Raw genomic sequence first — 25,387 nt, forward strand, 5'->3', positions numbered from 1 at the left:
GTTTAAATGTTTCCAAGCTTATGAAGTACAAACAGTATACCAATAGGCACCGCCAGCACTAAAACAATCCATAAATTGGTTTCTAAAAGACCGGGCATAAACAATAAGGTAAGAGCATACCCCGCGATAGCGCCTCCTAAATGGGCGTCATGGCCAATATTCCCGATGCGCTTCTTCATTCCGTAAATGGAATAGAGCAAATACAACAACCCAAAGATCCAGGCCGGAATGGGAATGGGGATAAAGAACAAGTACAAGCTCATATCGGGATAAAATAGAATCGCCGAATACAATATTCCGGTAACCGCCCCGCTGGCGCCTACCGCACTGTAATGGTACTCCTCTTTATGAAAGTAGAAGCTCAATAGGTTTCCAACGAGCAAACTCGCCATATACACCAATAAAAAGCGAACGGTTCCCAGCGCATTAATAACAATATTCGCAAAGAAATAGAGCGTTAGCATATTGAACAGCAGGTGTGCCGTATCTACATGTAAGAATCCAGAGGTAATCATTCGTATTTGCTCGCCACGGCGAATGCTGGCAATATTGAACTTGTATTTTTCAAAGAAGGAAAAGTCATTAAAGCCTTTTAAAGAAATAATTACGTTGGCGGCAATAATAATAAGGGTTACAATGGCGATATCTAGCATCTTTCAAAAATAAAGAATCAATTCGTGATGCAATAAAATTACTTAGTTTTGCGGTACTATTTTATGCAACGGCTACTTTATTTTCTGGTCTATCCTATTCTTTGGTTGATATCACTCCTTCCTTTTTGGTTGTTGTATCTCAAATCAACCTTGCTCTTCTATGTCGTGTACTATGTGATTGGCTATCGGAAAAAAGTGGTTCTGAGTAATTTGGCGTTAGTTTTTCCGGATAAAACAACTTCGGAACGCCGTGCCATTGCGAAAGGGTTCTACCGGCATCTCTGTGACCTCATTTTCGAGACAATAAAAGGAATTACCATTTCTGAAGCCACCTTGCGGAAGCGTTATGTTATCGAAAACGCTGAAATTTTTGATGCTTACCACGCCGAAGGACGCAGCTTGTTGGTGTGCTGTGCCCATTATGCGAACTGGGAATGGAGTTCCCTGGTACCTGTGATGACGAAACTCAAAGGGTTTGGCGTATACAAACCGTTGGTGAATCCCTATTTTGACAGCTTAGTAAAAAATATTCGCGGGAAGTTTGGTGCGACCATCGTTTCTAATAAAAAAGCAGTGACCACACTTTTCAAAATGAGCAAACAACAGATCCCCTCGATCACGCTCCTGGTGGCCGATCAGACCCCGAAGCTGGGCGCGTTTAAGTTGCGAGACACTTTTATGGGTGTTGATGTTCCTGTCTTCACCGGACCGGAAGATCTGGCCAAGCGATTGGATTTTAATATTGGATATCTGAAAACGCAGAAAGTAAAACGCGGCTATTACAGGGTAACACTTATCCCCTTGTCGGAAACTCCACAGCAAACAGCGCCGTTTGAGATCACCCGCTTGTTTTTAGATGAAATTGAAAAACAAATTCACGCGGCACCCCAATACTACTTGTGGTCGCATAAACGCTGGAAACACAGAAAAACCGACTAACCTTATACCTCGAACCAATCGTCTTGCAATACCGAGGTAGGTGCTTCGGCCTCCGAGACATGTGTAAATACTCCGTGATTCAATCGATAATCATGTTTCCAGTGATTGTAGTTTTCAGACAATTCGATTAAACTGTCGCAGATGAATTTGGCTTCCGCCTGGGTGGTAGTAGGATGAATAGAGATTCGAACCCAGCCTGGTTTTAACAGAAATTCACCCAACTGTACTTTCCCTATAATTTCGTCTGATTTCTCTTGATCAAGCTCGAGTAAGTAATGTCCGTACGTTCCGGCACAACTGCAGCCCCCGCGCGATTGAATGCCATAGCGGTCGCTCAACATCTTTACCGCCAGATCGTGGTGTAGTTCACCAATGATCAAACTGATCACTCCTAGTCGCTCCCGGTGATTTCCCGCAAGGATGGAAATTCCTGGAGCCGCATCCAAACGATCAAAAATATACTCCAACAGCTCATGTTCGCGTTTCATAATATTCGACACCCCCATTTTTTCTTTCAGTTTAATGGCCAGGGACGTGCGAATGACCTGCAAAAATCCTGGGGTGCCCCCGTCTTCTCGTACTTCAATATTATCGATGAATTTATGCGTGCCCCAGGGTGTGGTCCAATCTACGGTTCCTCCACCGGGGCAATCCGGGACCATATTCTTGTACAGTTTTTTATTAAAGATGAGTACCCCACTGCTACCGGGACCTCCCAAAAATTTATGTGGAGAGAGAAAGATGGCGTCTAAAGCTTCTTCTTCGTTCTCGGGGTGCATATTAATGTCGATATAGGGTGCAGAACAGGCAAAATCCACAAAACAGAGTCCGTTGTTTCTATGCATCAATGCCGCTACGTCATGATACGGCGTTCGAATACCTGTAACGTTCGAGCAACTTGTTATGGACGCAATTTTGACTTCGCGGCCCTCATATTTCTCAACCAAGCGCGCTAGCGCATCCATGCAAAATAAACCTTCCTCGTTGCAAGGAATCACCTCTACCGTAGCCACGGTTTCAAGCCAGGAAGTTTGATTGCTATGATGTTCCATATGCGACACAAAAACCACAGGGCGCTGCGCTTCCGGCAACGAAAACTGATCCTTTATCTGCTCAGGGATTTTTAATCCCAGTATCCGTTGAAATTTATTCACGGCTCCCGTCATTCCCGTTCCGGTAGTTATGAGTACATCATCGGCACCTGCCCGTACATGTTGCTTGATAATATCTCGAGCGCGTTGATACGACTGTGTCATCGTGGTACCCGTCACTGCGGTTTCTGTGTGGGTATTGGCTACAAAAGGCCCAAAATTATTGAGAATCTTCGCTTCGATAGGATGGTACAATCTACCGCTGGCGGTCCAATCGGCATAGACAATTTTTCGCTTTCCGAAGGGAGACATAAACTCTTGGTCAATACCTAGAATTTCTTTTCTGAACGGTTCGAAGTACGATTCCAGCGCCGTACGAGAGGGTTGCGTTACGGGTTCCATGCGTTTCTGTTAATCGTTATAAAGATAGAAAATTAAGACATATAGGATTCAATTTCACGAATAAAACGATCGGCAAGGGCATCGGCTTTCTCCTGACTTTTAGCTTCGGTATAAATTCGAACGATGGGTTCGGTATTCGACTTACGGAGGTGTACCCAATTGTCGGGAAAATCGATCTTCACTCCGTCTACCGTATTAATTTCTTCGGAAGCATAGGTTTCCGAAATACTTTTGAGTAATGCATCTACATCGAGTTCGGGCGTTAATTGTATTTTTTTCTTACTCATAAAATAGGCCGTGTACCGTTTCCGAAGCTCACTTACCGATACTTTCTGTTCCGCCAAATGACTTAGTAGTAAGGCAATACCCACTAAGCTATCTCTTCCGTAGTGCAGCTCGGGATAGATGATGCCCCCATTTCCCTCTCCACCGATCACCGCATTGGTTTCTTTCATTTTGGTGACTACATTTACTTCGCCTACCGCACTCGCCGTGTACTGGCCTCCGTGCTTTTCAGTCACATCACGCAGGGCGCGCGAAGAAGACAAATTGGAAACGGTATTCCCAGATTGATGCCCTAAAATATAATCGGCCACGGCTACTAAAGTATATTCTTCTCCAAACATCTGCCCTTTTTCGTCTACAATCGCCAATCTATCTACATCCGGATCTACCACAATTCCGAAGTCGGCTTTTTCATCGACCACCTTTTTCATGAGATCCCCTAAGTGCTCTTTCAAAGGTTCCGGATTGTGTGGAAATTCCCCATTGGGAGTACAAAATAGTTTTACGGGATGAACATCCAGCGCCTCGAGCAACAAAGGAACGGCAATTCCTCCCGTGGAATTGACACCGTCGACCACAATTTTAAAATTTGCTTTTTTAATGGCGGAAACGTTCACCAAAGGCAACTCCAAGATCTCGTCTATATGCAGATCGATATAGGCATCGTTCTTAGTGATTTTTCCCAACGCATCTACCTCACTGAAATCGATGGCACCTCCCTCGGCAATATCCAGAATTTCCTGTCCGGCCACCGCATCTAAGAACTCACCTTTCGCATTGAGCAGTTTTAAGGCATTCCATTGTTTGGGGTTGTGACTGGCGGTTAGAATAATACCTCCATCGGCATGTTCCATGGTAACCGCCATTTCTACGGTGGGTGTTGTTGACAGTCCAAGATCTACCACGTGAATACCAAGACCCACTAAGGTGTTCATTACCAATTGTTGCACCATCTCTCCCGAGATGCGGGCGTCTCTCCCTACCACGACACGATAGTTTTCTTTATTCCGTTGTTTTTTGATCCAACTTCCGTAGGCCGAAGCATATCGAACGGCGTCAATAGGAGTTAAGTTGTCTCCGGGCGTGCCTCCAATGGTTCCACGGATTCCCGATATAGATTTAATAAGTGTCATTTTCTAAATTTTGATTTGAGGTTGAGAAAATAGGTTTCTACATACCGATAAGAAACATGTGCTACTATCAGCGTTATAACTAGCGTGCTAAACTGTGTCAAAATAATCGCTGCTACGGCACCTAATTGCGCAGCCCATTCTCCTTTTAAAAATAGGTACACCACAAAGTTAAGCACTATGGCGTGATACATGTAAATTCCGTAGGAAATATTTCCAAAATAATTCAGTAAGGGATTGGATATGATTACGTTTCGGTGATTGTGGGCGGCGGTATGAACAAAGAGACAGAATAATACTACGGTGAGTACATGCTTCCCTTGATAGGTTGGCAACAGCAGCCAATCGGTGGTGAAATAAACGAGGGTGGCAACGCAAATACTCAGCGGAATCCAAAGCGAACTTTTCAGAAACTGCAAACGCCCCTGTGCCTCCATGAGCGCAATGATTCCTCCTCCAAACAAGTAGAAATAAACCATTTGATATTTCCGAAGCAAATAAAACGCCTCCCAATGAAATAAAAGTAGATATATCCCCACCAACGCGGTTAAGACTATTAAAATTCGTTTGGTCCGGATTAGAAATAGCAGCGGCGCAACGAGCAAATAAAACTGCTCTTCGATTCCAATAGACCAAAGGATCTCCAAGATTCCACCCGGTTCATAAAGGCTGGCGCTGATATTTGGGAAAAAGAAAACGGAGAGACCCAATGCCTTCCAAAAGGGATAATTCGAGTCGTAGGCGATTCCTAAAGCCGGGAGCGCTATCCAGTAAAAAAAGAATCCAAAGAACAATACCAAATAATACAGCGGAAAGATGCGGAGGATCCGGCGCATATAGAAATTCGAAATAGAAAAGGTTCCATTTTGTTTGGCCCGATAGATCAATCGGATAATCAGAAATCCACTTAGCACAAAAAACATATAAACGGCTTCGATGCCCCGCTGAAAGATGGGCGCGTCATTAAAGTAGGGTAATCCTTGACTCTCACAGAGCTTCGGAACATGATAGATAAGTACCATGGTTGCCAGAAGGAATCGCAAGACGTCTAAATTGGGCAGTCGCTTCAAAAAGGCAGGTTTTACGCAGCTAAATTACATATATTTATGCAATGAATTTTTTGGCGCATATCTATCTTTCCGGAACCGATGAAGGCGTTATAATCGGAAACTTTATTGCCGACGGGATCAAAGGCAAACGCTATCTAAAGTACCCGGAAGCCATTCAGAAAGGAATATTACTGCACCGAGCCATCGATACCTTTACCGACCAACACGCTACGGTAAAACAGAGCACGGCCCGACTGCATCAAAACTACGGTCACTACAGCGGTGTTATTGTAGACATTCTTTATGATCATTATCTTGCTAAAAATTGGTCTCAGTACCACGAGCAACCCTTATCTGAGTTCGTACAAAATTTCTATGCCCTGTTGCGGGAGAACTTCGCGGTGCTCCCCGTGCGCATCCAACGAATGATGCCGTATATGATTACCGATAATTGGTTAGAAAGTTACGCTTCGGTAGCCGGCATCAGCCATATTTTAAAGCAAATGAACGTGCGTACTAAAGGCGTTTCCAAGATGAATTTTGCCGTCATTGAGCTGGAGGCTTATTACGAAGAGTTTGAAGCTGAATTCACTTCTTTTTTTTCTGAATTGATTATCTTTTCCCAACAAAAATTAGCCACACTATGAAATCACTTCCCTACCTTCTTCTATTATTTTTGAGCCTCTGGGCCTGTAAAGACAAACCTGCCCCGGCTGAGCCTGCAGCTCCTGTAATTGGGACCCTTGCAGAAAATGCCATGGTAGTTTCTGCTCGAGAAGAAGCGTCCAAAATCGGGGTCGAAATATTAAAGAAAGGAGGGAATGCCTTTGACGCAATGGTCGCTACCGAAATGGCACTTGCCGTTGCCTACCCGTATGCCGGAAATTTGGGGGGAGGTGGCTTTATGGTATACAGAACGCAATACGGTGAAATTGGCGCCTTAGATTATCGAGAAAAAGCGCCCTTAGCGGCAGAGCGGGATATGTATTTAGACAGCGCCGGAAATTACCTTTCGGAAAAAAGTAAAGTCGGCGCACTCGCTGTAGGGGTTCCCGGAACCGTTGCCGGCATTTTTGCCGTTCATCAAAAGCTAGGCACCCTTCCTATGGAAGAATTGCTTCGTCCCGTGATAGCGCTGGCACGAAATGGCTATGTGGTGACTGAAAAACAAGCGGGAAGATTTGAACAATACGCCTCGGTATTTGAAAAAGTAAATGAAGAAGCTTCGCTGTATACCCTGGGACAAAAAGCGGGAGATACCATCAAAAATGAAGCGCTTGCGGCTACCTTAGAACGCCTGGCAGATAAAGGAAGATCGGAGTTCTATCAAGGTGAAACCGCCGAAAAACTGGTGGCTTTTTTACAGTCAAAAAATGGCATCATCACCCTAGAGGATTTGGACGCCTATGAAGCGCAATGGCGAGAACCGGTTCAATTCACGTACAAGGGTCTCAATATTATTTCGATGTCTCCTCCTTCCAGTGGAGGCGTGTGCCTGGCGCAGATCATGAAGATGGTCGAGCCCTATGATTTGTCGGAGTATGGCCATAACAGCACCAAGTCGATTCAATTGCTTGCGGAAGCAGAACGACGCGCGTATGCTGATCGGAGTTACTATTTAGGCGATCCCGACTTTGTTGAGATCCCATTAGACACCCTGATTTCTGAAGGGTATGCAGTCTCGCGTATGGAAAACTTTACCTTTCAGGCGGCCACTCCTTCCTCTGAAGTAACCCACGGAAATATTACCATGGCAGAAGCAGCGATGGCGGAAAGTATGGAGACCACTCACTATTCTATAGTCGATGCCTTCGGAAATGCTATTGCTGTCACCACCACCTTAAATGGAGCTTATGGCTCCAAGCTGTATGCCAAAGAACTCGGATTCTTTCTGAACAATGAGATGGACGACTTTAGTGCCAAACCCGGAACACCAAATATGTTCGGACTCATTGGCGGGGAAGCCAATGCCATTGAACCTCAAAAGCGCATGCTGAGTTCGATGACCCCCACCCTGATCGAAAAGGAGGGAGCGTTTTGGATGAGTGTAGGTACGCCGGGAGGCTCTACTATCATCACTTCCGTTTTACAAACCATACTAAACGTTTATGAATACGACATGAGCATGCAGGAAGCTGTGAACGCCCCGCGATTTCATCATCAGTGGTTGCCCGATATTGTGATGTTTGAACCCGATTCTTTTCCGCAGCCAACCTTAGACAGTTTATCGCAATTAGGATACACCATCGATGTCAACAACGCACCCGTAATTGGAAAAGTAGACGCTATCCTGCGACTTCCTGACGGAACCTTGGAAGGAGGGGCCGACCGACGCGGGGATGATACCGCTGTGGGTTATTAAAAATAGCTGGTTTCTGGTCGTTCATCGATAAAATCGTCCATAGAGCGATTTGTAAGTATTTTACTACAAAAATCCCTATTTTTACCGCCCGAAATTCTTTACTTGTAAGAAGTTACACACAGCTGAGGCATTGCTAGGTGCATTCTATTCATGAGAGAACGATCTATTGTAAGCGATATTTCAACCCTGCTCCCGCTATTTATTAGCGGGCTTCTGTGTATTGGTCTTTCTTTTCTTTTGTGGCAAAAAACGACCACCGACCCCACCTTCGTTACCACCCTTAATGAGGTCTCTATCGTTTTTATCAGCATCAGCGGTTTTTTAAGTGCGATCATCATGGTTTATCTGGTCGCTGCCGCCATGTCTATGAAACGCAACCGAACTACCGCCATCGATAGTTTGAGCAAGGTCACGCAAAAAATGCATCACTTCCGCAATATCGTAGAGCTTTTGCTTCGGTCGAAGATGTGGCTTTCTGGATTGAAAGAATACATCGATGAAGAATTTTCGGGCCTTACCTTCTTTGATGTCAAAGAATTTTACAAGGGTAAATCAAAACTTGCCATTGAATTTTTACAGGAAAATCACCACTACGCCGACACAGAAAATCTCTATCTCGAATTGAAATCGCTTTTAATGACCCATCCCAGAGAGAAATCCCTTCCGGAAGCGATCAAATACCCACGAGCGTACGCCAACGAAATCGTTCAAAAATGGCTGGAACATAAATGTGGTTCGGGCTTGTGGTACTATTTTGGGTATAAGTACGGAATTTATAAAGAATCTCTCGATTACAACGCTGTCTTTGAAAGACATCAGGAAAAGATCATGACCTTAGCGCATAGCATTGACGCTGAAGCTTTTGAAGACTCTTCTTTCAACGAAGTCTTCTTGTCGAAATTAGGCGAGTATATGTCACAGGAAGTCATTCCTAAACTGCTGCAATTTCAGGAAAAGACGGGGCGTAGGGTACCGGGAATGCTACGATATTTGTATATCATCTTTTTAGTGCTCATCATAGCTGGCGTACTCTTACCGCTGTTACATTTGCTCTTTTCATTTACCATCATTGCCTTGGTGATTAGCTATGCGCTTGTCATCAGTACCCTGTTCTTTATCAGCATCTCCTTACTTCCGTTTCTTTCCCGCGAAATCAATCGATAAGCCGTTCTTTTTTTCTTCTGAAACCTTCGCATTGAAGATGGATAGAAGTGTGAATTTTCAATTCAATTAAGTACCTTTGCAAACTATGGAAAAAAAGGAGGATGTGATTGAGGTTTTGGGGGCTCGTGTTCACAATTTAAAGAACATAGACGTTTCCATTCCAAGAGAGAAATTAGTAGTGATTACAGGGCTTTCCGGCAGCGGAAAATCTTCTCTGGCGTTCGATACGATTTACGCCGAAGGACAACGTCGTTACATTGAAACCTTTTCGGCTTACGCCCGTCAATTTTTAGGAAGTTTAGAACGACCCGATGTCGATAAAATTGAAGGCCTATCTCCCGTTATTGCCATCGAGCAAAAAACCACGAGTAAGAGTCCGCGTTCCACGGTTGGCACCATTACCGAGATTTATGATTTTTTACGCCTATTGTTCGCACGCGCCAGTGACGCTTACAGCTACAATACCGGCCAAAAAATGGTGAGCTACAGCGACGAACAGATCAAACAGCTTATCATAGACGAATTTAAAGATCGCAAGGTAAGTGTACTCGCCCCTGTCATTCGCTCTCGAAAAGGGCATTACCGTGAATTATTTGAACAAATTGGCAAGCAAGGGTTTGTAAAAGTTCGGGTAGACGGCGAGGTTATGGACATCGTAAAAGGCATGCGCATCGATCGGTACAAAACACACGATATCGAAATTGTGATCGATCGCCTTAAGATTTCTGATGCCAGTGATCAGGAAAAGCGTCTTTCAGAAACGATCGTAACCGCCATGTATCATGGGGGCGACGTACTGATGGTGTTGGATAACGAAACGAACGAAGTACGGTATTTTAGTCGGTCGCTTATGTGTCCGTCTTCCGGTATCTCCTACCCCAATCCCGAACCCAACAATTTCTCGTTTAACAGTCCGAAGGGCATGTGCCCCGAATGCAAAGGTCTGGGGAAATTACACAGGGTGAATTTAGAAAAAATTGTTCCCGACCCTTCCCTTTCCATAAAACAGGGGGCGTTGGCACCGCACGGCCCGCAAAAAAGCAAGTGGGTCTTTAAACAATTGGAGATCATTGCCAAAAAATATGATTTCGAATTGAGTGACCCGTTTTCCAGTATTCCGGAAGAAGCCAAAAACATGATTTTTCACGGAGGAAACTCTTCCTTTGACGTCGAGTCAAAAACGCTCGGGATCACTCGCAATTACAAAATTGATTTTGAAGGTGTTGCGACTTTTCTTCAGAATACCTTTGAAGCCAACGAATCGAAATCACTGCGTCGCTGGGCGAAGGAATACATGGATAAGGTAGATTGTCCGTCTTGTGAGGGCAACCGACTTCGGAAAGAGTCGCTTTATTTTAAAGTAAATGGCAAAAATATCGCCGAATTAGCCCATATGGACATTGTGGAGCTAACGCAATGGTTCGACGATTTAGAATCGGAATTATCGGATACTCAACAGAAAATCGCTACAGGTATAATCAAAGAAGTACGCGCGCGACTGCGTTTTTTGAATGATGTAGGACTCACTTACCTCGCCCTCAACCGAAGCTCGAAGTCACTTTCGGGCGGAGAGGCGCAGCGCATCCGACTCGCAACGCAAATAGGTTCCCAACTGGTAGGGGTGCTTTACATACTGGACGAACCCAGTATTGGGCTTCATCAACGCGATAATGAACGGCTCATCCATTCGCTGCTTCAGCTTCGGGATATCGGAAATTCGGTAATCGTAGTAGAGCACGATAAGGAGATGATCGAAAGTGCCGATTATGTCATTGATATTGGTCCGGCGGCCGGCAAACACGGAGGAGAAATCGTTTCCGAAGGAACTCCAGAAACCATCTTACAAACCCATACGCTCACCGCCGATTACCTGAATGGCACCAAGGAAATTGAACTTCCGAAGAAACGTCGCAACGGAAACGGAAAAACCTTGACGCTGTCGGGAGCCACCGGAAATAACTTGAAGAATGTAACTGTGAGTTTCCCGTTAGGAACCATGATTGGAGTCACCGGAGTTTCGGGAAGTGGTAAATCGACTTTGATCAACGAAACCCTCTACCCTATCTTAAATGCGCATTTTTTTAATGGGGTCAAAAAACCGATGCCCTATCAAAAAATTGAAGGCCTGCAGCATTTAGACAAGGTGATTGACATTAACCAATCGCCTATCGGGAGAACACCACGTTCGAATCCGGCTACGTACACCGGAGTGTTTTCGGAGATACGGAGTTTGTTCGCGAAGATTCCAGAAGCACAAATTAGAGGATATAAACCAGGACGTTTCAGTTTTAACGTGAAAGGAGGGCGGTGTGAAACCTGCCAGGGAGGTGGATTACGCGTCATTGAAATGAACTTCCTTCCCGATGTGTATGTGGAATGCGAAACCTGTCAGGGAAAACGCTTCAACCGTGAAACGCTGGAGATTCGCTACAAAGGAAAGTCCATTTACGACGTACTGGCCATGACAATTGACGAAGCCTGTGAGTTCTTTGAGCATATTCCGAAGATCTATCGAAAATTAAAAACGATCAGAGACGTGGGCCTAGGATATATTACCTTAGGGCAGCAATCTACTACCCTATCTGGAGGTGAGGCACAACGTATTAAACTCGCTACGGAACTCTCTAAACGAGACACAGGCAACACCTTCTACATTTTAGATGAACCTACAACAGGCTTGCACTTTGAAGACATTCGAGTGTTGATGCAAGTACTGAACCGCTTGGTGGAAAAAGGAAATACCGTCTTGATCATTGAACACAACCTGGATGTGATAAAAATTGTAGATTACATTATTGATATCGGGCCTGAAGGTGGGAAGCAGGGTGGAACAGTGATTGCCACCGGCACGCCGGAAGCTATAAGTGAGGAAACAAAAAGCCACACGGCACGTTTCCTAAAAAAAGAATTACATTAGCACGCTATGAGAAATGAATTACCCCCAAAAAACTGGAATGAAGTAAAAACAAACGACTCCTGGGCTATTTTTAAGATCATGGGAGAGTTTGTAAATGGTTACGAAAAACTGAGTAGAATAGGTCCTTGTGTTTCCATTTTTGGATCGGCACGTACCAAACCCGGCCATGAATACTACGAATTGGCGGTAGATATCGCCAAAAAAATCACCGAGAACGGCTATGGAGTAATTACCGGTGGTGGCCCCGGAATCATGGAGGCCGGTAATAAAGGCGCGCATTTAGCAGGAGGAACCTCTGTGGGGCTCAACATCACCCTGCCTTTCGAACAGCACGATAATCCGTATATTGACAGTGATAAAAGCATTGATTTCGATTACTTTTTTGTTCGGAAAGTAATGTTTGTTAAATATTCGCAAGGATTTGTCGTCATGCCGGGCGGTTTTGGAACCCTCGATGAGTTTTTTGAAGCCCTAACGCTGATTCAAACGCACAAGATCGATAAGTTTCCGCTGATCTTGGTAGGAAGCGAATTTTGGACAGGGCTTTGGAAATGGGTCAAAGAGACCTTGCTAGAGGCCAACAACAATGTCAGCAAAGAAGATCTAGACCTGGTACATATTGTAGACTCTTCCGATGAAGTGCTACAAGTACTCAATGATTTCTATAATAAATATAATTTAAGCCCCAATTTCTAACAACTCCCTAGTTATGTTACATAAACGGTTATCGATCGTATGGTTGCTCCTGCCCTTTTGGGTGGTCGGGCAAACGCCTATTAAAACGATGTTTTACAACCTTTTAGAATTTCCTTCTGCTAATCCAGACAATAGAGAATTGATTCTTCGCGATATTCTGGACGAATACCAACCCGATATTTTTATGGTTTGCGAGTTGGAAGATGCTGCGGGAGCCAATCTTATTTTGAACGAGTCTCTCAATTATGATGAATCACGCTATACCCGTGCGCAGTTTATTCCGAATCAATCAGGCGGATCAGACATTCAGCAATTGATTTACTTCCGTCAAGACAAATTTAGCATTGAAACCACACAGGTCATTACTACGGATGTTCGCGATATCAATCGCTACCTCCTGAAGCTCAAAACCACCGATGCCGATACAGACCCTGTATTCTTAGATATTTATGTGGCTCACCTAAAATCAAGTACGGGCGCCAGTAACGAAGCCGAACGCTTAGACATGGTTGAAGAATTCACCCAAACCTTAGGAGACCTCAATCCAAATTCTTATGTGCTATTCTCAGGAGATTTGAATGTGTATTCGGCCTTTGAAGATGCCTACGAAGAATTGCTCGACCCAACCAATGAAATTGTGTTGGTAGATCCCATCGATCGCGCCGGAGCGTGGAATAATAATATCAATTTTCAAGACGTTCATACGCAAAGTACACGGGTGAGTTCGGGACCTTTTGGCGCGGGAGCCGGCGGCGGACTGGATGATCGATTCGACTTTATACTGATGTCTGAAAACATGCAAACCGACCCAAAGATGCGATACGTAACCAACACCTACGCAGCCTATGGGAATAACGGCAATTGTTTTAATGAAAACATCAACAATTCGGGGTGTACCGGAACGTTTAGTCAGTCGCTTCGAAACCTGCTCTACAATATGAGCGATCACCTCCCCGTAGTCATGACCTTAGAAACCAATAAAGAATTTGAAACGTTTAGTGGCATAGATTTTGAAGCTTCCGAAGCGGCATTGAAATTGAAAAATACCGTGGTCACTGAAACTCTTTCTTTTGTCGTACGTGACGCTACCCAATATCCCATTGACATCGCTATCTACAATGTATTGGGACAGCGAATTAAAAACCATACCCTTTTTGGGCGTGGTTCTTTGGAGGTAGACGTTTCTGAACTCGCCAGTGGCGTGTATTACGTAAAAAGTTCGATTTCTGGTTCGACCCTAAAATTCATAACATCTCGTTGAGACGTCTCGTTTTTAGCATATGGATAACGCTTTTTGTAGCGCCCGTTATCGTGGCGCAAAATCATATTTCGTTATCGGTACATTATAAAGAAGCCAAGCAATCACTAGAAATTCAGCAGCAACTAACGTATACTAACACCTCAGATAGTACCTTAACGGAGCTTCATTTTTTTGACTGGCCCAATAGTTATTCCAGTAAAACAACACCCCTCGCTAAGCGCTTTGCCGAAAACTTTAATAGTTCGTTTCATTTTGAAAAGAATGACGAACGAGGAAGAACCACTCTTCATAGTGTCACTACCGAAAAGAACTTCCCGCTACCGTGGAGACGTGGTGCCGAGGATGATATTTTAATAGTCTCTTTAGTTGAACCGCTTCCACCGGGTGAAACCGTGGTGATCAACGCCATGTACACCGTGCGACTGCCAAAGGATAATTTTACGCGATACGGCTATGTGTCTGATGGAAGTATCAAACTAAAATATTGGTTCTTAGCTCCCGCCGTTTTTGATGGAACGTGGCAAGTGTACAGCAATAAAGGCACTGATGATCTTTACCTCCCTCCTACCCATTTTGATGTTGTGGTGAAGACTTCTGGTAGTTTTCAGCTCTTTTCTGAACTCAACGTGACAACCCAACAACGGATGGGACCCGAACAGACCTGGGTGCTTCAAGGTAAAAACCGTCAGAATGCAATCATTCATCTTGAAAAAACACCCACCTTCAGCAGTATCGTTACCGATCAGTTTGAAATCGTTACTAACCTAAAAGATGAAAAGGTTACGCCAACGATAAAAGCCCTTGCTGTCGATCGTATCTCGGGATTTCTCGCCGACCGTTTAGGTCCTTATCCGCACGAGAAAATGCTTATTTCCGAAGCAGCATACCGAAATCGACCGGTTTATGGGCTCAATCAATTACCCAACTTTATCAGTCCGTTTCCCGATGGCTTCGAGTACGACATGGAGCAATTGAAAACCATGACCCGACAGTACCTGGAGAATACCTTGAGTGTACACGATCGGGAAGATTACTGGTTGCTCGGCGCGCTTCAGATCTATCTAATGATCGATTATGTAGATACCTATTATCCGAATATGAAGATCATCGGTACCTTGAGCGACTGGTGGGTGATTCGATGGGCACATGCAGCCGACCTGGAGTTTAATGACCAATATCCGCTGCTCTATTTGAACATGGCGCGAAATAACCTTCACCAAAAGCTGACTACTCCTAAAGATTCGCTGCTTAAATTCAATAAGAACATCGCCAATGATTACTACGGCGGACAAGGGTTAAAATATGTAGAGGATTATATTGGAAAAGACGCTTTGCAGCAAGGCATTAAAGAATTTTTGGAGACCTATCGCCTGAAGCCTAGTACCCCAAAAAGCTTCCAGTCGATACTCGAAAAACACACAAACCTTCCTGTAAATTGGTATTTTGAAGACTACGCCGATACCCGAACGACCATCGACTTCAAAATTAAAAAAGTGAAAAAGCGAGGCGATTCGCTTGACGTGACCCTGAAAAACCTGGAAAATAACAAGCTTCCGGTGGCGCTGTATGGAATCAACAAAGACGAGGTGCTTTTTAAAAAATGGGCGCGTCCCTTCGACAGTACTACTACGGTTACCGTGCCGGCATCGAATGTTCGCAAGCTTGTGGTGAACTATGACGGTGTGATTCCCGAATTCAATCAACGAAACAACTATAAAAAAGTCAAAGGGTTGCTAAATCGACCCTTGCAATTCCGACTCTTTCAGGATGTGGAAGATCCCAACTACAACCAGTTGTTCTTCATGCCGATCTTTGAATATAACTTCTACGACGGACTTAGTTTTGGGATGAAACTGTACAATAAAACGGTGCTGCCAAAAGGGATACATTATAAATTAGAACCTCAGTACGGCCTTAAATCCAAAACCCTGGTAGGAAGCGGAAGTATTGCCTATACCGACCTCAAGGAGGGCAATAAACCTTATGCGGTTCGATATGGTATCTCAGGAAATTATTATTCCTATGACGAAGGCCTTTTCTACCGACGCTTCACTCCGTATATGACCATCGCCTTCCGAAAGAATGATATCAGAAACAATGAAAAGCAATACATCAATCTTCGGAATATTAATGTGAGCAGAGATGAAGACCCCAACGATCCCAATCAAGATCCTGATTATAGCGTCTTCAACTTTCAATATGTGTACTCCAATCCGAATTTGATCAATTATTTCCGAGGCGTGGTAGATTATCAGATTTCCAGTAAGTTCAGTAAGATCTCTGCGGAATTGGAATACCGAAAATTATTTCTGAACAATCGCCAATTGAACCTGCGTTTCTTCGCCGGAACCTTTCTATTTAACGATTCCCGAAGCAATGGTGATTTCTTCAGCTTTGCATTAGACCGACCTACTGATTACCTATTTGATTATAATTACTATGGCCGAAGCGAAGACAGCGGTTTGTTTAGTCAGCAGATTATCATCGCCGAAGGAGGCTTTAAATCGCAACTAGAACCTGCCTTTGCCAATAGTTGGATCGCTACGGTAAATGCCAGTACCAACCTCTGGAAATGGATCTATGCCTATGGCGATGTGGGCCTCATTCACAACCAAGGAAGGGGTACCCAGGGCGTGTTTGACACTGGTATTCGAGTGAGCTTGGTGGCAGATTATTTTGAGTTGTTCTTTCCGCTCTACAGTAACCTTGGATGGGAACCGGGATTGCCTAATTACGACCAGCGTATCCGATTTATCGTCACCTTGAGTCCGAAGACCTTACTCGGACTTTTCACTCGTGAATGGTATTGATATGAAACTCTTTAACAACGTCCGTCTCGTCGTGCTACTCTGCCTTACCTTAGGGTTGGCACCTTTCTTTCCCGAACCTCATCTATGGGGAAAATTGAAATGGATTGCCGGTGGTGCCGCGGGAATGCAAGCCATGGACTATTTTGATCTCTTGTTACACGGACTCCCATTTCTTTTACTTATTCGTATCGTAATCGTGGAATCGTCGAAATATTTCAAAAGAAATCAGGAATAAGAGCTGTTTTTTTGAAAGGTTTGTAAATCTTTAACATTGCAAATTCGGGCGATTTTCGCTATTTTTGCGCCATTCAAAACGTTCCTATGCAAACAGACCCAAAGACCGACAATCCTATTTCCTTTGAAGATTTCAAAGCCGAAGTACGCAACGATTACAAGATCGCGGTGACAAGTCGCGAATGTAGTTTATTAGGACGCCGGGAAGTTCTTACCGGAAAGGCCAAATTCGGAATTTTTGGTGACGGAAAGGAAGTGCCTCAGCTCGCTTGGGCCAAAGCCTTCAAAAATGGCGATTGGCGCAGCGGATACTATCGCGACCAAACCTTTATGATGGCGATCGGGAAACTAACAGTCGAGCAGTTTTTTGCCGGTCTGTATGCCCACACCGATTTGGAAGTAGATCCTATGAGCGCCGGGCGCCAGATGGGCGGCCACTTTGGAACCCACAGCTTACATGCAGATGGTAGCTGGAGGAAGCTCACCCAACAAAAAAACAGCAGTGCCGACATCTCTCCTACCGCAGGACAAATGCCCCGACTGCTAGGATTGGCACAAGCCTCTAAATTCTTTAGGAACGAAGCGGGTGTTTCTCACCTTACTGAATTTTCCAATCAAGGAAATGAAGTGGCCTGGGGTACCATAGGGAATGCCAGCACCAGTGAAGGTCTTTTTTGGGAAACCATCAACGCGGCGGGTGTCCTTCAGGTTCCTATGATCATTAGCGTATGGGATGATGAATACGGAATTTCAGTGCACGCCAAACACCAAACTACCAAAGAGAATATTTCTGAAATCCTCAAAGGGTTTCAGCGTACCGAAGAAGCGGCAGGCTATCAGATCATCCGAGTAAATGGCTGGGATTACGCCCAATTAGTGGAAGCCTATAAGCAAGCCGGAGCACTTTCTCGTAACGAGCATATCCCTATTCTTATTCACGTACAGCAACTTACCCAACCACAAGGACACTCGACCAGTGGTTCTCACGAACGATATAAAAGCGAAGAGCGATTGCAGTGGGAACGCGAGCACGATTGCAATGTGAAAATGCGAGAATGGATGATTGCCAACGACCTGGCGACCGATGAAGAGCTTACCGAGTTGGAAAAGGAATGTAAGAAAGCGGTGCGCGATGGAAAGAAGGCAGCCTGGGAAGCCTTTATTGCTCCACAAAAGAAAGAACAACAAGAAGCCCTCACCTTATTAGGAAATCTAGCGGAAGCCTCACAAAACAAGGTCTTTATCACCAAGATCAAAGAAGAGCTGGCTTCAGAAAAAGAGCCTTTGCGCAGTACCATCGCTAGTGCGGCCAGAAAAGCATTGCGCTATGTGGCTTCAGAACGTACTTCCGAAAAGAAACAATTACAGGACTGGATTGATAATTATTTTGAGATCATACAGCCTAAATACAGCGCGCACCTCTATTCCGAAGGAGCTAAAAAAGTAACCGATGTGCAAGCAGTTGCGCCCGAATACAGCGACGATTCAGAACTTGTAGATGGACGGATCATCTTACGTGATAACTTCGACTATATTTTTGAAAACCGCCCTGAAACTATGGTGTTCGGAGAAGATAGCGGAACCATTGGGGATGTCAATCAAGGACTGGAAGGACTTCAGGAAAAACACGGAGCACTTCGCGTCGCCGATGCCGGAATTAGAGAGGCTACTATTTTGGGCCAAGGTATTGGGTTGGCCATGCGTGGCCTTCGCCCCATCGCTGAAATTCAATATCTCGATTACATCCTATACTGTTTGCAGATCATGAGCGATGATCTGGCTACCTTGCGATATCGTACCCATGGCATGCAGAAAGCACCGCTGATCGTGAGAACACGGGGACACCGACTCGAAGGTATCTGGCATAGCGGTTCGCAAATGGGTGGATTGATTCACCTGCTACGAGGAATCCATATTCTGGTGCCAAGAAATATGACGCAAGCCGCAGGATTTTACAATACCTTGCTCGACAGTGACGAACCCGCGTTGATCGTTGAATGTTTGAATGGTTATCGCCTTAAGGAAAAAATGCCAAAGAATATCGGAGCCTTTAAAACTCCGGTTGGACAGATTGAGGTGATGAAAGAAGGAACCGACATTACCTTGGTTTCCTACGGAAGCACCCTTCGCATCGTTCAAAGCGTGGCTCAGGAGCTATTGCAAGTAGGCATTGATGCCGAAGTGATCGACGTGCAATCGCTAGTACCCTTAGATATCAAAGAAGAGTTGGTGCAAAGTGTGGCGAAGACAAACCGACTTCTCGTGATTGATGAAGATGTGCCTGGAGGGGCGTCGGCCTATATCCTTCAGCGTATCGTGGATGAACAAAACGGATATCAATATCTAGATAGCAAACCGCAGGCCTTAACGGCAAAAGCACACCGACCCGCCTACGGCACCGACGGAGATTATTTCTCAAAACCTTCCGCAGAAGATATTTTTGAAAAAGTATATGCGATCATGCACGAGAGTAACCCAGAGAACTATCCGAAACTTCGCTAAAAATCTATGAATTCGATATTAAAAATGGCTTTTTTCTGAATTTTATTTGGAAAAGAGCAAATTTTTATTGAATCTTTACAACAACATAAGCAATACACAAGTCATGCTAGGATTTAATTTCAATTTAAATAATAATAACAACGGAACCCCGTAGCAGAAACTTGTACCCTATACCGAACCCGTCAAGTTTCTAACCTGACGGGTTTTTTTATGACTGAAAACTAACAACCAAAAATAAATATCATGTGTGGAATTGTATGTGCCTTCGAACTTAAGCAACCTGTAGATGCGTTGCGACCTCAATTATTAAGCATGGCGAAATGCCTCAGACATCGCGGTCCCGACTGGAGTGGGATCTATACCGATGACAAGGCGATTATGGCGCACGAACGCCTGGCCATTGTAGATCCAACCTCTGGGAAGCAACCCTTATATTCGGAAGATAAAACGCTTATCTTGGCTGCCAACGGTGAGATCTATAACCATTTAGAACTTCGGAAACAATTCAAAGATTCCTATACTTTTCAGACGAAATCAGATTGTGAAGTGATTCTCCCGCTCTTCAAAGAAAAAGGAACCGACTTTCTTGATGAACTTAACGGAATCTTCGGGTTTGCTGTCTACAATGCGGAAACACAAGAATATCTTATCGCGCGAGATCATATGGGAATCATTCCCCTCTATATGGGCTGGGACGCCAACGGCACGTTTTACGTAGCTTCCGAATTAAAAGCGTTGGAAGGTGTTTGTACCAAGATCGAGCTCTTTCCTCCTGGACATTATTTACATAGCAGCGACTCCGAACCGCAACGCTGGTTTACACGAGACTGGATGGAATATGAGAACGTTAAAGACAATATCACCAGTATTGATGAGTTGCGAGATGCCTTAGACGCGGCGGTTCACCGTCAATTAATGAGTGACGTACCCTATGGCGTGCTATTATCAGGCGGACTGGACTCTTCTATTACGTCTGCCTTGGCAAAAAAATATGCAGATATGCGGGTAGAGTCGGGAGATACCGAAAGTGCCTGGTACCCTAGATTGCATTCATTTGCTATTGGCCTAGAGGGGTCACCCGACTTGGCCGCGGCTCAAAAGGTAGCCGATCATTTAGGAACGGTGCATCACGAAATACACTTTACCATACAAGAAGGAATTGATGCCCTACGCGATGTAATCTACCATGTAGAAACCTATGATATCACAACCATTCGCGCTTCTACTCCGATGTTCCTGTTAGCCCGTGCCATTAAAGCAATGGGGATTAAAATGGTTCTTTCTGGAGAAGGGGCCGACGAGATCTTCGGAGGGTATTTGTACTTTCATAAAGCCCCATCTGCGAAAGATTTTCACGAAGAGAATGTACGAAAGTTAGATAAGCTTCATATGTACGATTGTTTGCGTGCAAACAAATCGTTAGCCTCCTGGGGAATCGAAGGGCGCGTTCCATTTTTAGACAAAGAGTTTATGGATGTTGCCATGCGGTTGAACCCCAAAGACAAGATGATCATCGCAGGACAAGACAATTCTCGTGGACGTCAAGCCATGGAAAAATGGGTGCTTCGAGAAGCCTTCGGAAACATGCTTCCAGAGGCCGTGGCATGGCGACAGAAAGAACAGTTTAGTGATGGCGTAGGGTACAGTTGGATTGATACCTTAAAAGAGATGGTAGCTAATGAAGTTTCCGACGAACAACTGGCAAATGCCAAATATCGCTTTCCGTATCAAACACCCACCAGCAAAGAAGAGTTTTATTACCGAAGCATCTTCGAAGAGCACTTCCCAAGTGATGCGGCGGCCACTACAGTGCCCTCTGTGCCAAGTGTGGCCTGTAGTAGTCAAGTAGCATTAGATTGGGATGAGAGTTTTAAGAACCAAAACGACCCCAGTGGTCGAGCGGTGGCAAAAGTTCATGCCGATGCGTATCAGAAATAGCTCTTAAAGTTTCCTAAAACTAGGCCATTGGCTGTTAAATAAAGACTAAACGCTTCTCTCGCCGGAAGCGTTTTTTTTATATTAAAAAACAACCTTAAACCAACACCTTTTGCAGATTTCCGAAGAGAAAGCGATCTATGAACAACAATTGGATGATATTATTGGACAAATTCGCCCAGAAGGACGCACTATTTGTCCGCTGCCTCATGGTGGACATCTCTTCTTAGAACACGATGTTCCCTTTCTATTAATTTATCGGAAACGCGAGAACGATGCTGCCACACTTCGACTGGCAAGAACGGGCGCTTCGTATTTGATCATTGGGACGGAATCATTTGACTTCTTCAAAGAGTTATTACATCGTATTACCGAACAGATGGCAGATCGTTTTGGCTCGTTTCTGCTACTCGAACTTTTTGCAGGAGCGCAATCGAGTACTGAATTCGTAATCAAAGGTCCGGCTCACAAACTACCGGCCTCCCTAGAGATGTTGCAAACAGCCTTGGCAAACATCGATAGTAGACGGTATCGTGTTTCTCTTTCGGCTCGCGTGGAGAAAACAAAAGAACGCCAACGGAAGTCTGATTCGGAACTGTTTACAATAGACCACCTCAAAAAATTAGGAGGAACGAGTATCGGTATCGAAGTTCCCCCCGTTTATCGAAACGCCGCTGGAATAACCTTTCCTGTATACTTCAGAAAATTTAGAGATCAATGGGCTGATGCCATACGCAAGGCGGTATTCGAATTCGTGCGTGTGCAAACCTCTTCCCCACTCGCCCACTATCACACCCTGGGTAAGCGTGAAATCCATAAAGAAGTTTTTAAGATAGATCGCCAAATGGCGGCCATTCAATCGAGTTATCAATTTTTATTGTTGGTCGCTCCCGTAAACATTCAAGCGTTACGGAGTCGGTTTTTTGCTTCAGACTTTAAAGAAATCAACGAGTATCACTATCGTCTGCTCCCCATAGATCCGGATCTCTTGAAACGGAAATTGTACAATTTGCGCATTGATGAAATTGATGATCCGGCACTTGCTTACCTCTTCGATGAAAAACGAGAAGAGATTGATCATGAATTAACCATGTTGAAGGAACGCGGCTCGAAGAATTTCCTGTATAGCAGTATTCGTTTGTACAAGGGGCTCACCAAGAAGGTGCTTTCAGAAGCCGAAAAGATTCTAGAAGAATTACCCAAAGATCAACCAAGAACGGCGGAAGCATTAATCGACGCCTATCAATTTCGAGAGTTAGCAACGCAAGAATTTGAATATTTTAGAGGCCAGTCAGAAACGTTTCAGTCGAAAGTACACATTCGGGACGACGTCAACATTATCATGGTTTCCAACGGTGAACTCTACCTTCCTTCCGATTATACCCTCTCCCAGAAGGAAGCGCAAGCGCTCATTCAACACGAAATTGGGACGCATGCGCTAACGTACTACAATGGAAAACAACAACCCCTACAACAGCTGGCCGTAGGATTGGCAGATTATGACGCCTTACAAGAAGGATTGGCCGTTATGGCAGAGTACCTTATTGGAGGGTTAAACGCCAACCGACTGAGGATCTTGGCAGGCCGGGTACTGGCGGGGCAATTGCTATTGGAAGGATGTGGATTTAAAGAGATTTTTAGAGCCCTCCTCGAACAATATGGTTTTACCAAAGAGAACGCTTTCAACATAACCTCACGTATGTTTCAGGGAGGTGGGTTTATGAAGGATATTATTTATTTAAAAGGGTTGGTACAGTTACGAGACTATCTTCAGGAGGGTGGTGCCCTCAAACCCCTGTTGGCAGGAAAGTTTGCCTTAAAGCATGTGGAAATTATTGAAGACCTTACGAATCGCGGACTGCTATTGCCTCCAAAAGTAACGCCGCGATATATGCAATCCGACTCCTTCCACCAAAAATTAGATGCTGTTAAACAAGGGCTTGCCCTTTCAAAAATGATATAATATGAACATTTGTTTTGTAATAAGCGATATTGCTACCGAAGCCATTGGCACCTCCGTGGTTCTTATGAAAAAGGTACAGGAACGAGGACACAATCTCTTCGTCATGAGCGTAGGAGATTTTATTTTTCATCACGACAAGCCCATTAGCCTGCGCTGTAAAAAAATTCCAAAGACCCCAAAATCTCGAACGGTAGAGAAGTTCTGGGACCGTGTTCAAGACCCTGAACTAGCCTACAGTGTGATTGGTAGTGATTCGTTAGATGTATTGTTTCTTCGGAATAATCCTACGGAAGAAACCGACGATCGCCACTGGGCCGAACACAGTGGGATTGCCTTTGCCCGCATGATCCAGCAAAGTGGTGTTTTGGTTCTCAACGATGCCTTTGCTATGTCGCACGCCTTTATTGACAAGCTGTACTTTGAAGAATTGCCGAGTGTCATTAAGCCAAATAGTCTTATTACCCGAAATAAAGAAGACCTCCTAAAATTTTGGGAAGAGGCCGGAAAGAAAATGGTTCTGAAACCTCTCGAAGGCTCAGGGGGCCAAAATGTGTACTTAATTGATAAGGACAAAAAGAACTTGAATCAGATCATTGAAACCATTAGTGCTAACGGATATGTCATTGCACAAGAATTTCTTCCGGAAGTATCTAAAGGCGACGTACGGGTCATACTAATGAATGGGCAAATTCTCGAGGAAGATGGAGAACTTGCAGTGATCCGGAGAGTGAATAACGACGCCTCAGAATTCCGAAGTAATCTTGCATTAGGCGCCAAAGCGAAAAAGGCGAAGCTCACTAAAGAAATGCAGCGGATTGTAGACATTACCGCACCAAAGTTAAAACGAGATGGCCTCTTTTTCGTAGGACTCGATATTGTGGATGACAAACTCATTGAGATCAACGTATTGAGTCCGGGTGGCTTAGACTATTGCAAGGATATTGGCTTACCTGATTTCACCGAAACCGTGGTTAAGGCCATTGAACGTAAAATGGAATATAAATCGTTTTACCAACGCGAGTTATCAAATCGCGAGTTGGCCACTATGGATTAAACCTTAAGAACGCCAGAACTATGACGAAAAGAGCCCGAATTATTGGAAATTATTCAAGTGGAAAAAAAGGTCCGTTGCTGTTTGTAACTGCCGCAGTGCATGGAAATGAACCCAGTGGTGTCAAAGCCCTTCAGCGCGTCTTTGAAGAATTGAAACAGTCAAAACCTGATATCAAAGGAACCCTAATTGGATTGGTGGGTAACACCACTGCGTTGGAAGAGGGAGTACGTTATATTGATGAAGACTTGAATAGAACCTGGTCTGAAAGCCAACGAGAAAACAAGAATAACGACGCACTTTCTTCCGAAGAAAAAGAGATGTTTGACATTATTTCGCTTCTGGAAAAACATCCTGCCGATGCCTATACCCAACGGTATTTTATGGATTGTCATACAACTTCTTCAGACAGCTTGCCTTATATTTCTGTACAGGTAGTAAACGACAACGATTCCTGGGCACATGCGTTTCCAATTCATATAATACGGGGGTTTTCTGACATCGTCTCCGGAACGATCGATCACTATTTGAGCGATCAAAAACTTACCGGATTCGTGGTAGAAGCAGGACAACACACCAGCAAAGACGCTGTTGCTTACCACGAAGGAATGATATGGCTGGCGCTTCAAAAAGCCTTGCAATTAGAACTGGATCGCCTCCCCAAACTTCCAACAGCGGTTGAAAAAACGGAGACCTTCCGCAACAATCGCAAAACCTTTGAGATTATTTATCGACACGGACTCACCGAGGGTGATACTTTTACCATGGAATCAGGTTTCGAAAATTTTCAGCCCATTGAAAAAGGGGTGTTATTAGCACACCACAACAGCCAGCCAATTCGCAGCCAATGGGATGCCTTTATCTTTATGCCACTCTATCAAAAGCAGGGAAACGATGGGTTTTTTGTGGTACAAGAAGTTTCCTAAACCTGTTGAAAAGCTAC

Annotated in this window: 18 protein-coding genes; 14 read left to right on the forward strand and 4 right to left on the reverse strand. The window is 44.5% G+C overall.

Annotation, left to right across the window (positions count from 1 at the left end; genetic code table 11):
* Positions 1–2 precede the first annotated feature (2 nt).
* On the reverse strand, positions 3–653 hold the full coding sequence (locus tag PO830_RS09630) for a rhomboid family intramembrane serine protease (protein WP_272853351.1): 651 nt from the start codon (positions 651–653) through the stop codon (positions 3–5).
* A 48-nt stretch (positions 654–701) separates the two neighbouring features.
* Here PO830_RS09630 and PO830_RS09635 point away from each other — a divergent pair, with 48 nt between their 5' ends.
* The gene (locus tag PO830_RS09635) at positions 702–1,592 is read left to right on the forward strand and encodes a lysophospholipid acyltransferase family protein (protein ID WP_272853352.1); all 891 of its coding nucleotides are present in this window, start codon (positions 702–704) and stop codon (positions 1,590–1,592) included.
* A 2-nt stretch (positions 1,593–1,594) separates the two neighbouring features.
* On the opposite strand, the gene PO830_RS09640 is transcribed toward PO830_RS09635, so the two are convergent.
* The 3 genes from PO830_RS09640 to PO830_RS09650 are packed head-to-tail and all read right to left on the reverse strand — an operon-like array spanning position 1,595 to position 5,570.
* Positions 1,595–3,085 (reverse strand): aminotransferase class V-fold PLP-dependent enzyme, encoded by a 1,491-nt coding sequence (locus PO830_RS09640; RefSeq protein ID WP_272853353.1) that lies wholly within the window; start codon positions 3,083–3,085, stop codon positions 1,595–1,597.
* Between the two features lie 32 nt (positions 3,086–3,117).
* A complete protein-coding gene (glmM, locus tag PO830_RS09645; protein WP_272853354.1) occupies positions 3,118–4,503 on the reverse strand; it encodes a phosphoglucosamine mutase in 1,386 nt (461 codons plus the stop codon).
* Positions 4,500–5,570, reverse strand: coding sequence for an acyltransferase family protein (locus tag PO830_RS09650; protein WP_272853355.1), 1,071 nt, complete (start codon positions 5,568–5,570; stop codon positions 4,500–4,502). Before PO830_RS09650 ends, glmM begins: the two co-directional genes overlap by 4 nt.
* 41 nt (positions 5,571–5,611) lie before the next feature.
* On the opposite strand from PO830_RS09650, the gene PO830_RS09655 reads away from it, so the two are divergent.
* From PO830_RS09655 to PO830_RS09715, 13 genes are all read left to right on the forward strand, one after another.
* A complete protein-coding gene (locus PO830_RS09655) occupies positions 5,612–6,196 on the forward strand; it encodes an acyl carrier protein phosphodiesterase (protein ID WP_272853356.1) in 585 nt (194 codons plus the stop codon).
* Positions 6,193–7,911, forward strand: a complete 1,719-nt coding sequence (gene ggt, locus PO830_RS09660) for a gamma-glutamyltransferase (protein WP_272853357.1) — start codon at positions 6,193–6,195, stop codon at positions 7,909–7,911. The genes PO830_RS09655 and ggt overlap by 4 nt, the downstream gene beginning before the upstream one ends.
* A gap of 150 nt (positions 7,912–8,061) precedes the next feature.
* Positions 8,062–9,075: a hypothetical protein gene (locus PO830_RS09665; RefSeq protein WP_272853358.1), complete on the forward strand. Its 1,014-nt coding sequence runs from the start codon at positions 8,062–8,064 to the stop codon at positions 9,073–9,075.
* Between the two features lie 85 nt (positions 9,076–9,160).
* Positions 9,161–11,992, forward strand: coding sequence for an excinuclease ABC subunit UvrA (gene uvrA, locus PO830_RS09670; RefSeq protein WP_272853359.1), 2,832 nt, complete (start codon positions 9,161–9,163; stop codon positions 11,990–11,992).
* Positions 11,993–11,998: 6 nt separating this feature from the next.
* On the forward strand, positions 11,999–12,688 hold the full coding sequence (locus PO830_RS09675; protein ID WP_272853360.1) for a TIGR00730 family Rossman fold protein: 690 nt from the start codon (positions 11,999–12,001) through the stop codon (positions 12,686–12,688).
* A 13-nt stretch (positions 12,689–12,701) separates the two neighbouring features.
* A complete protein-coding gene (locus tag PO830_RS09680; RefSeq protein ID WP_272853361.1) occupies positions 12,702–13,949 on the forward strand; it encodes a T9SS type A sorting domain-containing protein in 1,248 nt (415 codons plus the stop codon).
* Positions 13,946–16,759, forward strand: coding sequence for a metalloprotease (locus tag PO830_RS09685; protein WP_272853362.1), 2,814 nt, complete (start codon positions 13,946–13,948; stop codon positions 16,757–16,759). The genes PO830_RS09680 and PO830_RS09685 overlap by 4 nt, the downstream gene beginning before the upstream one ends.
* A 1-nt stretch (position 16,760) precedes the next feature.
* The gene (locus PO830_RS09690) at positions 16,761–16,994 is read left to right on the forward strand and encodes a hypothetical protein (RefSeq protein ID WP_272853363.1); all 234 of its coding nucleotides are present in this window, start codon (positions 16,761–16,763) and stop codon (positions 16,992–16,994) included.
* Between the two features lie 86 nt (positions 16,995–17,080).
* On the forward strand, positions 17,081–19,495 hold the full coding sequence (locus PO830_RS09695) for an alpha-ketoacid dehydrogenase subunit alpha/beta (protein WP_272853364.1): 2,415 nt from the start codon (positions 17,081–17,083) through the stop codon (positions 19,493–19,495).
* 243 nt (positions 19,496–19,738) lie between these two features.
* Positions 19,739–21,433: an asparagine synthase B gene (gene asnB / locus PO830_RS09700; RefSeq protein ID WP_272853365.1), complete on the forward strand. Its 1,695-nt coding sequence runs from the start codon at positions 19,739–19,741 to the stop codon at positions 21,431–21,433.
* 109 nt (positions 21,434–21,542) lie between these two features.
* Entirely contained in the window at positions 21,543–23,393 is a 1,851-nt protein-coding gene (locus PO830_RS09705; protein WP_272853366.1) for a flavohemoglobin expression-modulating QEGLA motif protein, read from the forward strand.
* Position 23,394: 1 nt separating this feature from the next.
* Positions 23,395–24,447, forward strand: coding sequence for a glutathione synthase (locus PO830_RS09710; protein WP_272853367.1), 1,053 nt, complete (start codon positions 23,395–23,397; stop codon positions 24,445–24,447).
* A 20-nt stretch (positions 24,448–24,467) separates the two neighbouring features.
* Complete coding sequence (locus PO830_RS09715) at positions 24,468–25,370, forward strand: succinylglutamate desuccinylase/aspartoacylase domain-containing protein (RefSeq protein ID WP_272853368.1); 903 nt, start codon at positions 24,468–24,470, stop codon at positions 25,368–25,370.
* Positions 25,371–25,387 lie beyond the last annotated feature (17 nt).

The organism is Altibacter sp. HG106 (genome assembly GCF_028561755.1).
In the GTDB taxonomy this organism is placed as follows: domain Bacteria; phylum Bacteroidota; class Bacteroidia; order Flavobacteriales; family Flavobacteriaceae; genus DFVG01.

Bases quoted from the DNA above. Each gene is read 5' to 3' on its own strand.
- PO830_RS09630 (WP_272853351.1), bottom strand. From the start codon at position 653: ATGCTAGATATCGCCATTGTAACCCTTATTATTATTGCCGCCAACGTA.
- PO830_RS09640 (WP_272853353.1), bottom strand. From the start codon at position 3,085: ATGGAACCCGTAACGCAACCCTCTCGTACGGCGCTGGAATCGTACTTC.
- glmM (WP_272853354.1), bottom strand. From the start codon at position 4,503: ATGACACTTATTAAATCTATATCGGGAATCCGTGGAACCATTGGAGGC.
- PO830_RS09655 (WP_272853356.1), top strand. From the start codon at position 5,612: ATGAATTTTTTGGCGCATATCTATCTTTCCGGAACCGATGAAGGCGTT.
- ggt (WP_272853357.1), top strand. From the start codon at position 6,193: ATGAAATCACTTCCCTACCTTCTTCTATTATTTTTGAGCCTCTGGGCC.
- PO830_RS09665 (WP_272853358.1), top strand. From the start codon at position 8,062: ATGAGAGAACGATCTATTGTAAGCGATATTTCAACCCTGCTCCCGCTA.
- uvrA (WP_272853359.1), top strand. From the start codon at position 9,161: ATGGAAAAAAAGGAGGATGTGATTGAGGTTTTGGGGGCTCGTGTTCAC.
- PO830_RS09675 (WP_272853360.1), top strand. From the start codon at position 11,999: ATGAGAAATGAATTACCCCCAAAAAACTGGAATGAAGTAAAAACAAAC.
- PO830_RS09680 (WP_272853361.1), top strand. From the start codon at position 12,702: ATGTTACATAAACGGTTATCGATCGTATGGTTGCTCCTGCCCTTTTGG.
- PO830_RS09690 (WP_272853363.1), top strand. From the start codon at position 16,761: ATGAAACTCTTTAACAACGTCCGTCTCGTCGTGCTACTCTGCCTTACC.
- PO830_RS09695 (WP_272853364.1), top strand. From the start codon at position 17,081: ATGCAAACAGACCCAAAGACCGACAATCCTATTTCCTTTGAAGATTTC.
- asnB (WP_272853365.1), top strand. From the start codon at position 19,739: ATGTGTGGAATTGTATGTGCCTTCGAACTTAAGCAACCTGTAGATGCG.
- PO830_RS09710 (WP_272853367.1), top strand. From the start codon at position 23,395: ATGAACATTTGTTTTGTAATAAGCGATATTGCTACCGAAGCCATTGGC.
- PO830_RS09715 (WP_272853368.1), top strand. From the start codon at position 24,468: ATGACGAAAAGAGCCCGAATTATTGGAAATTATTCAAGTGGAAAAAAA.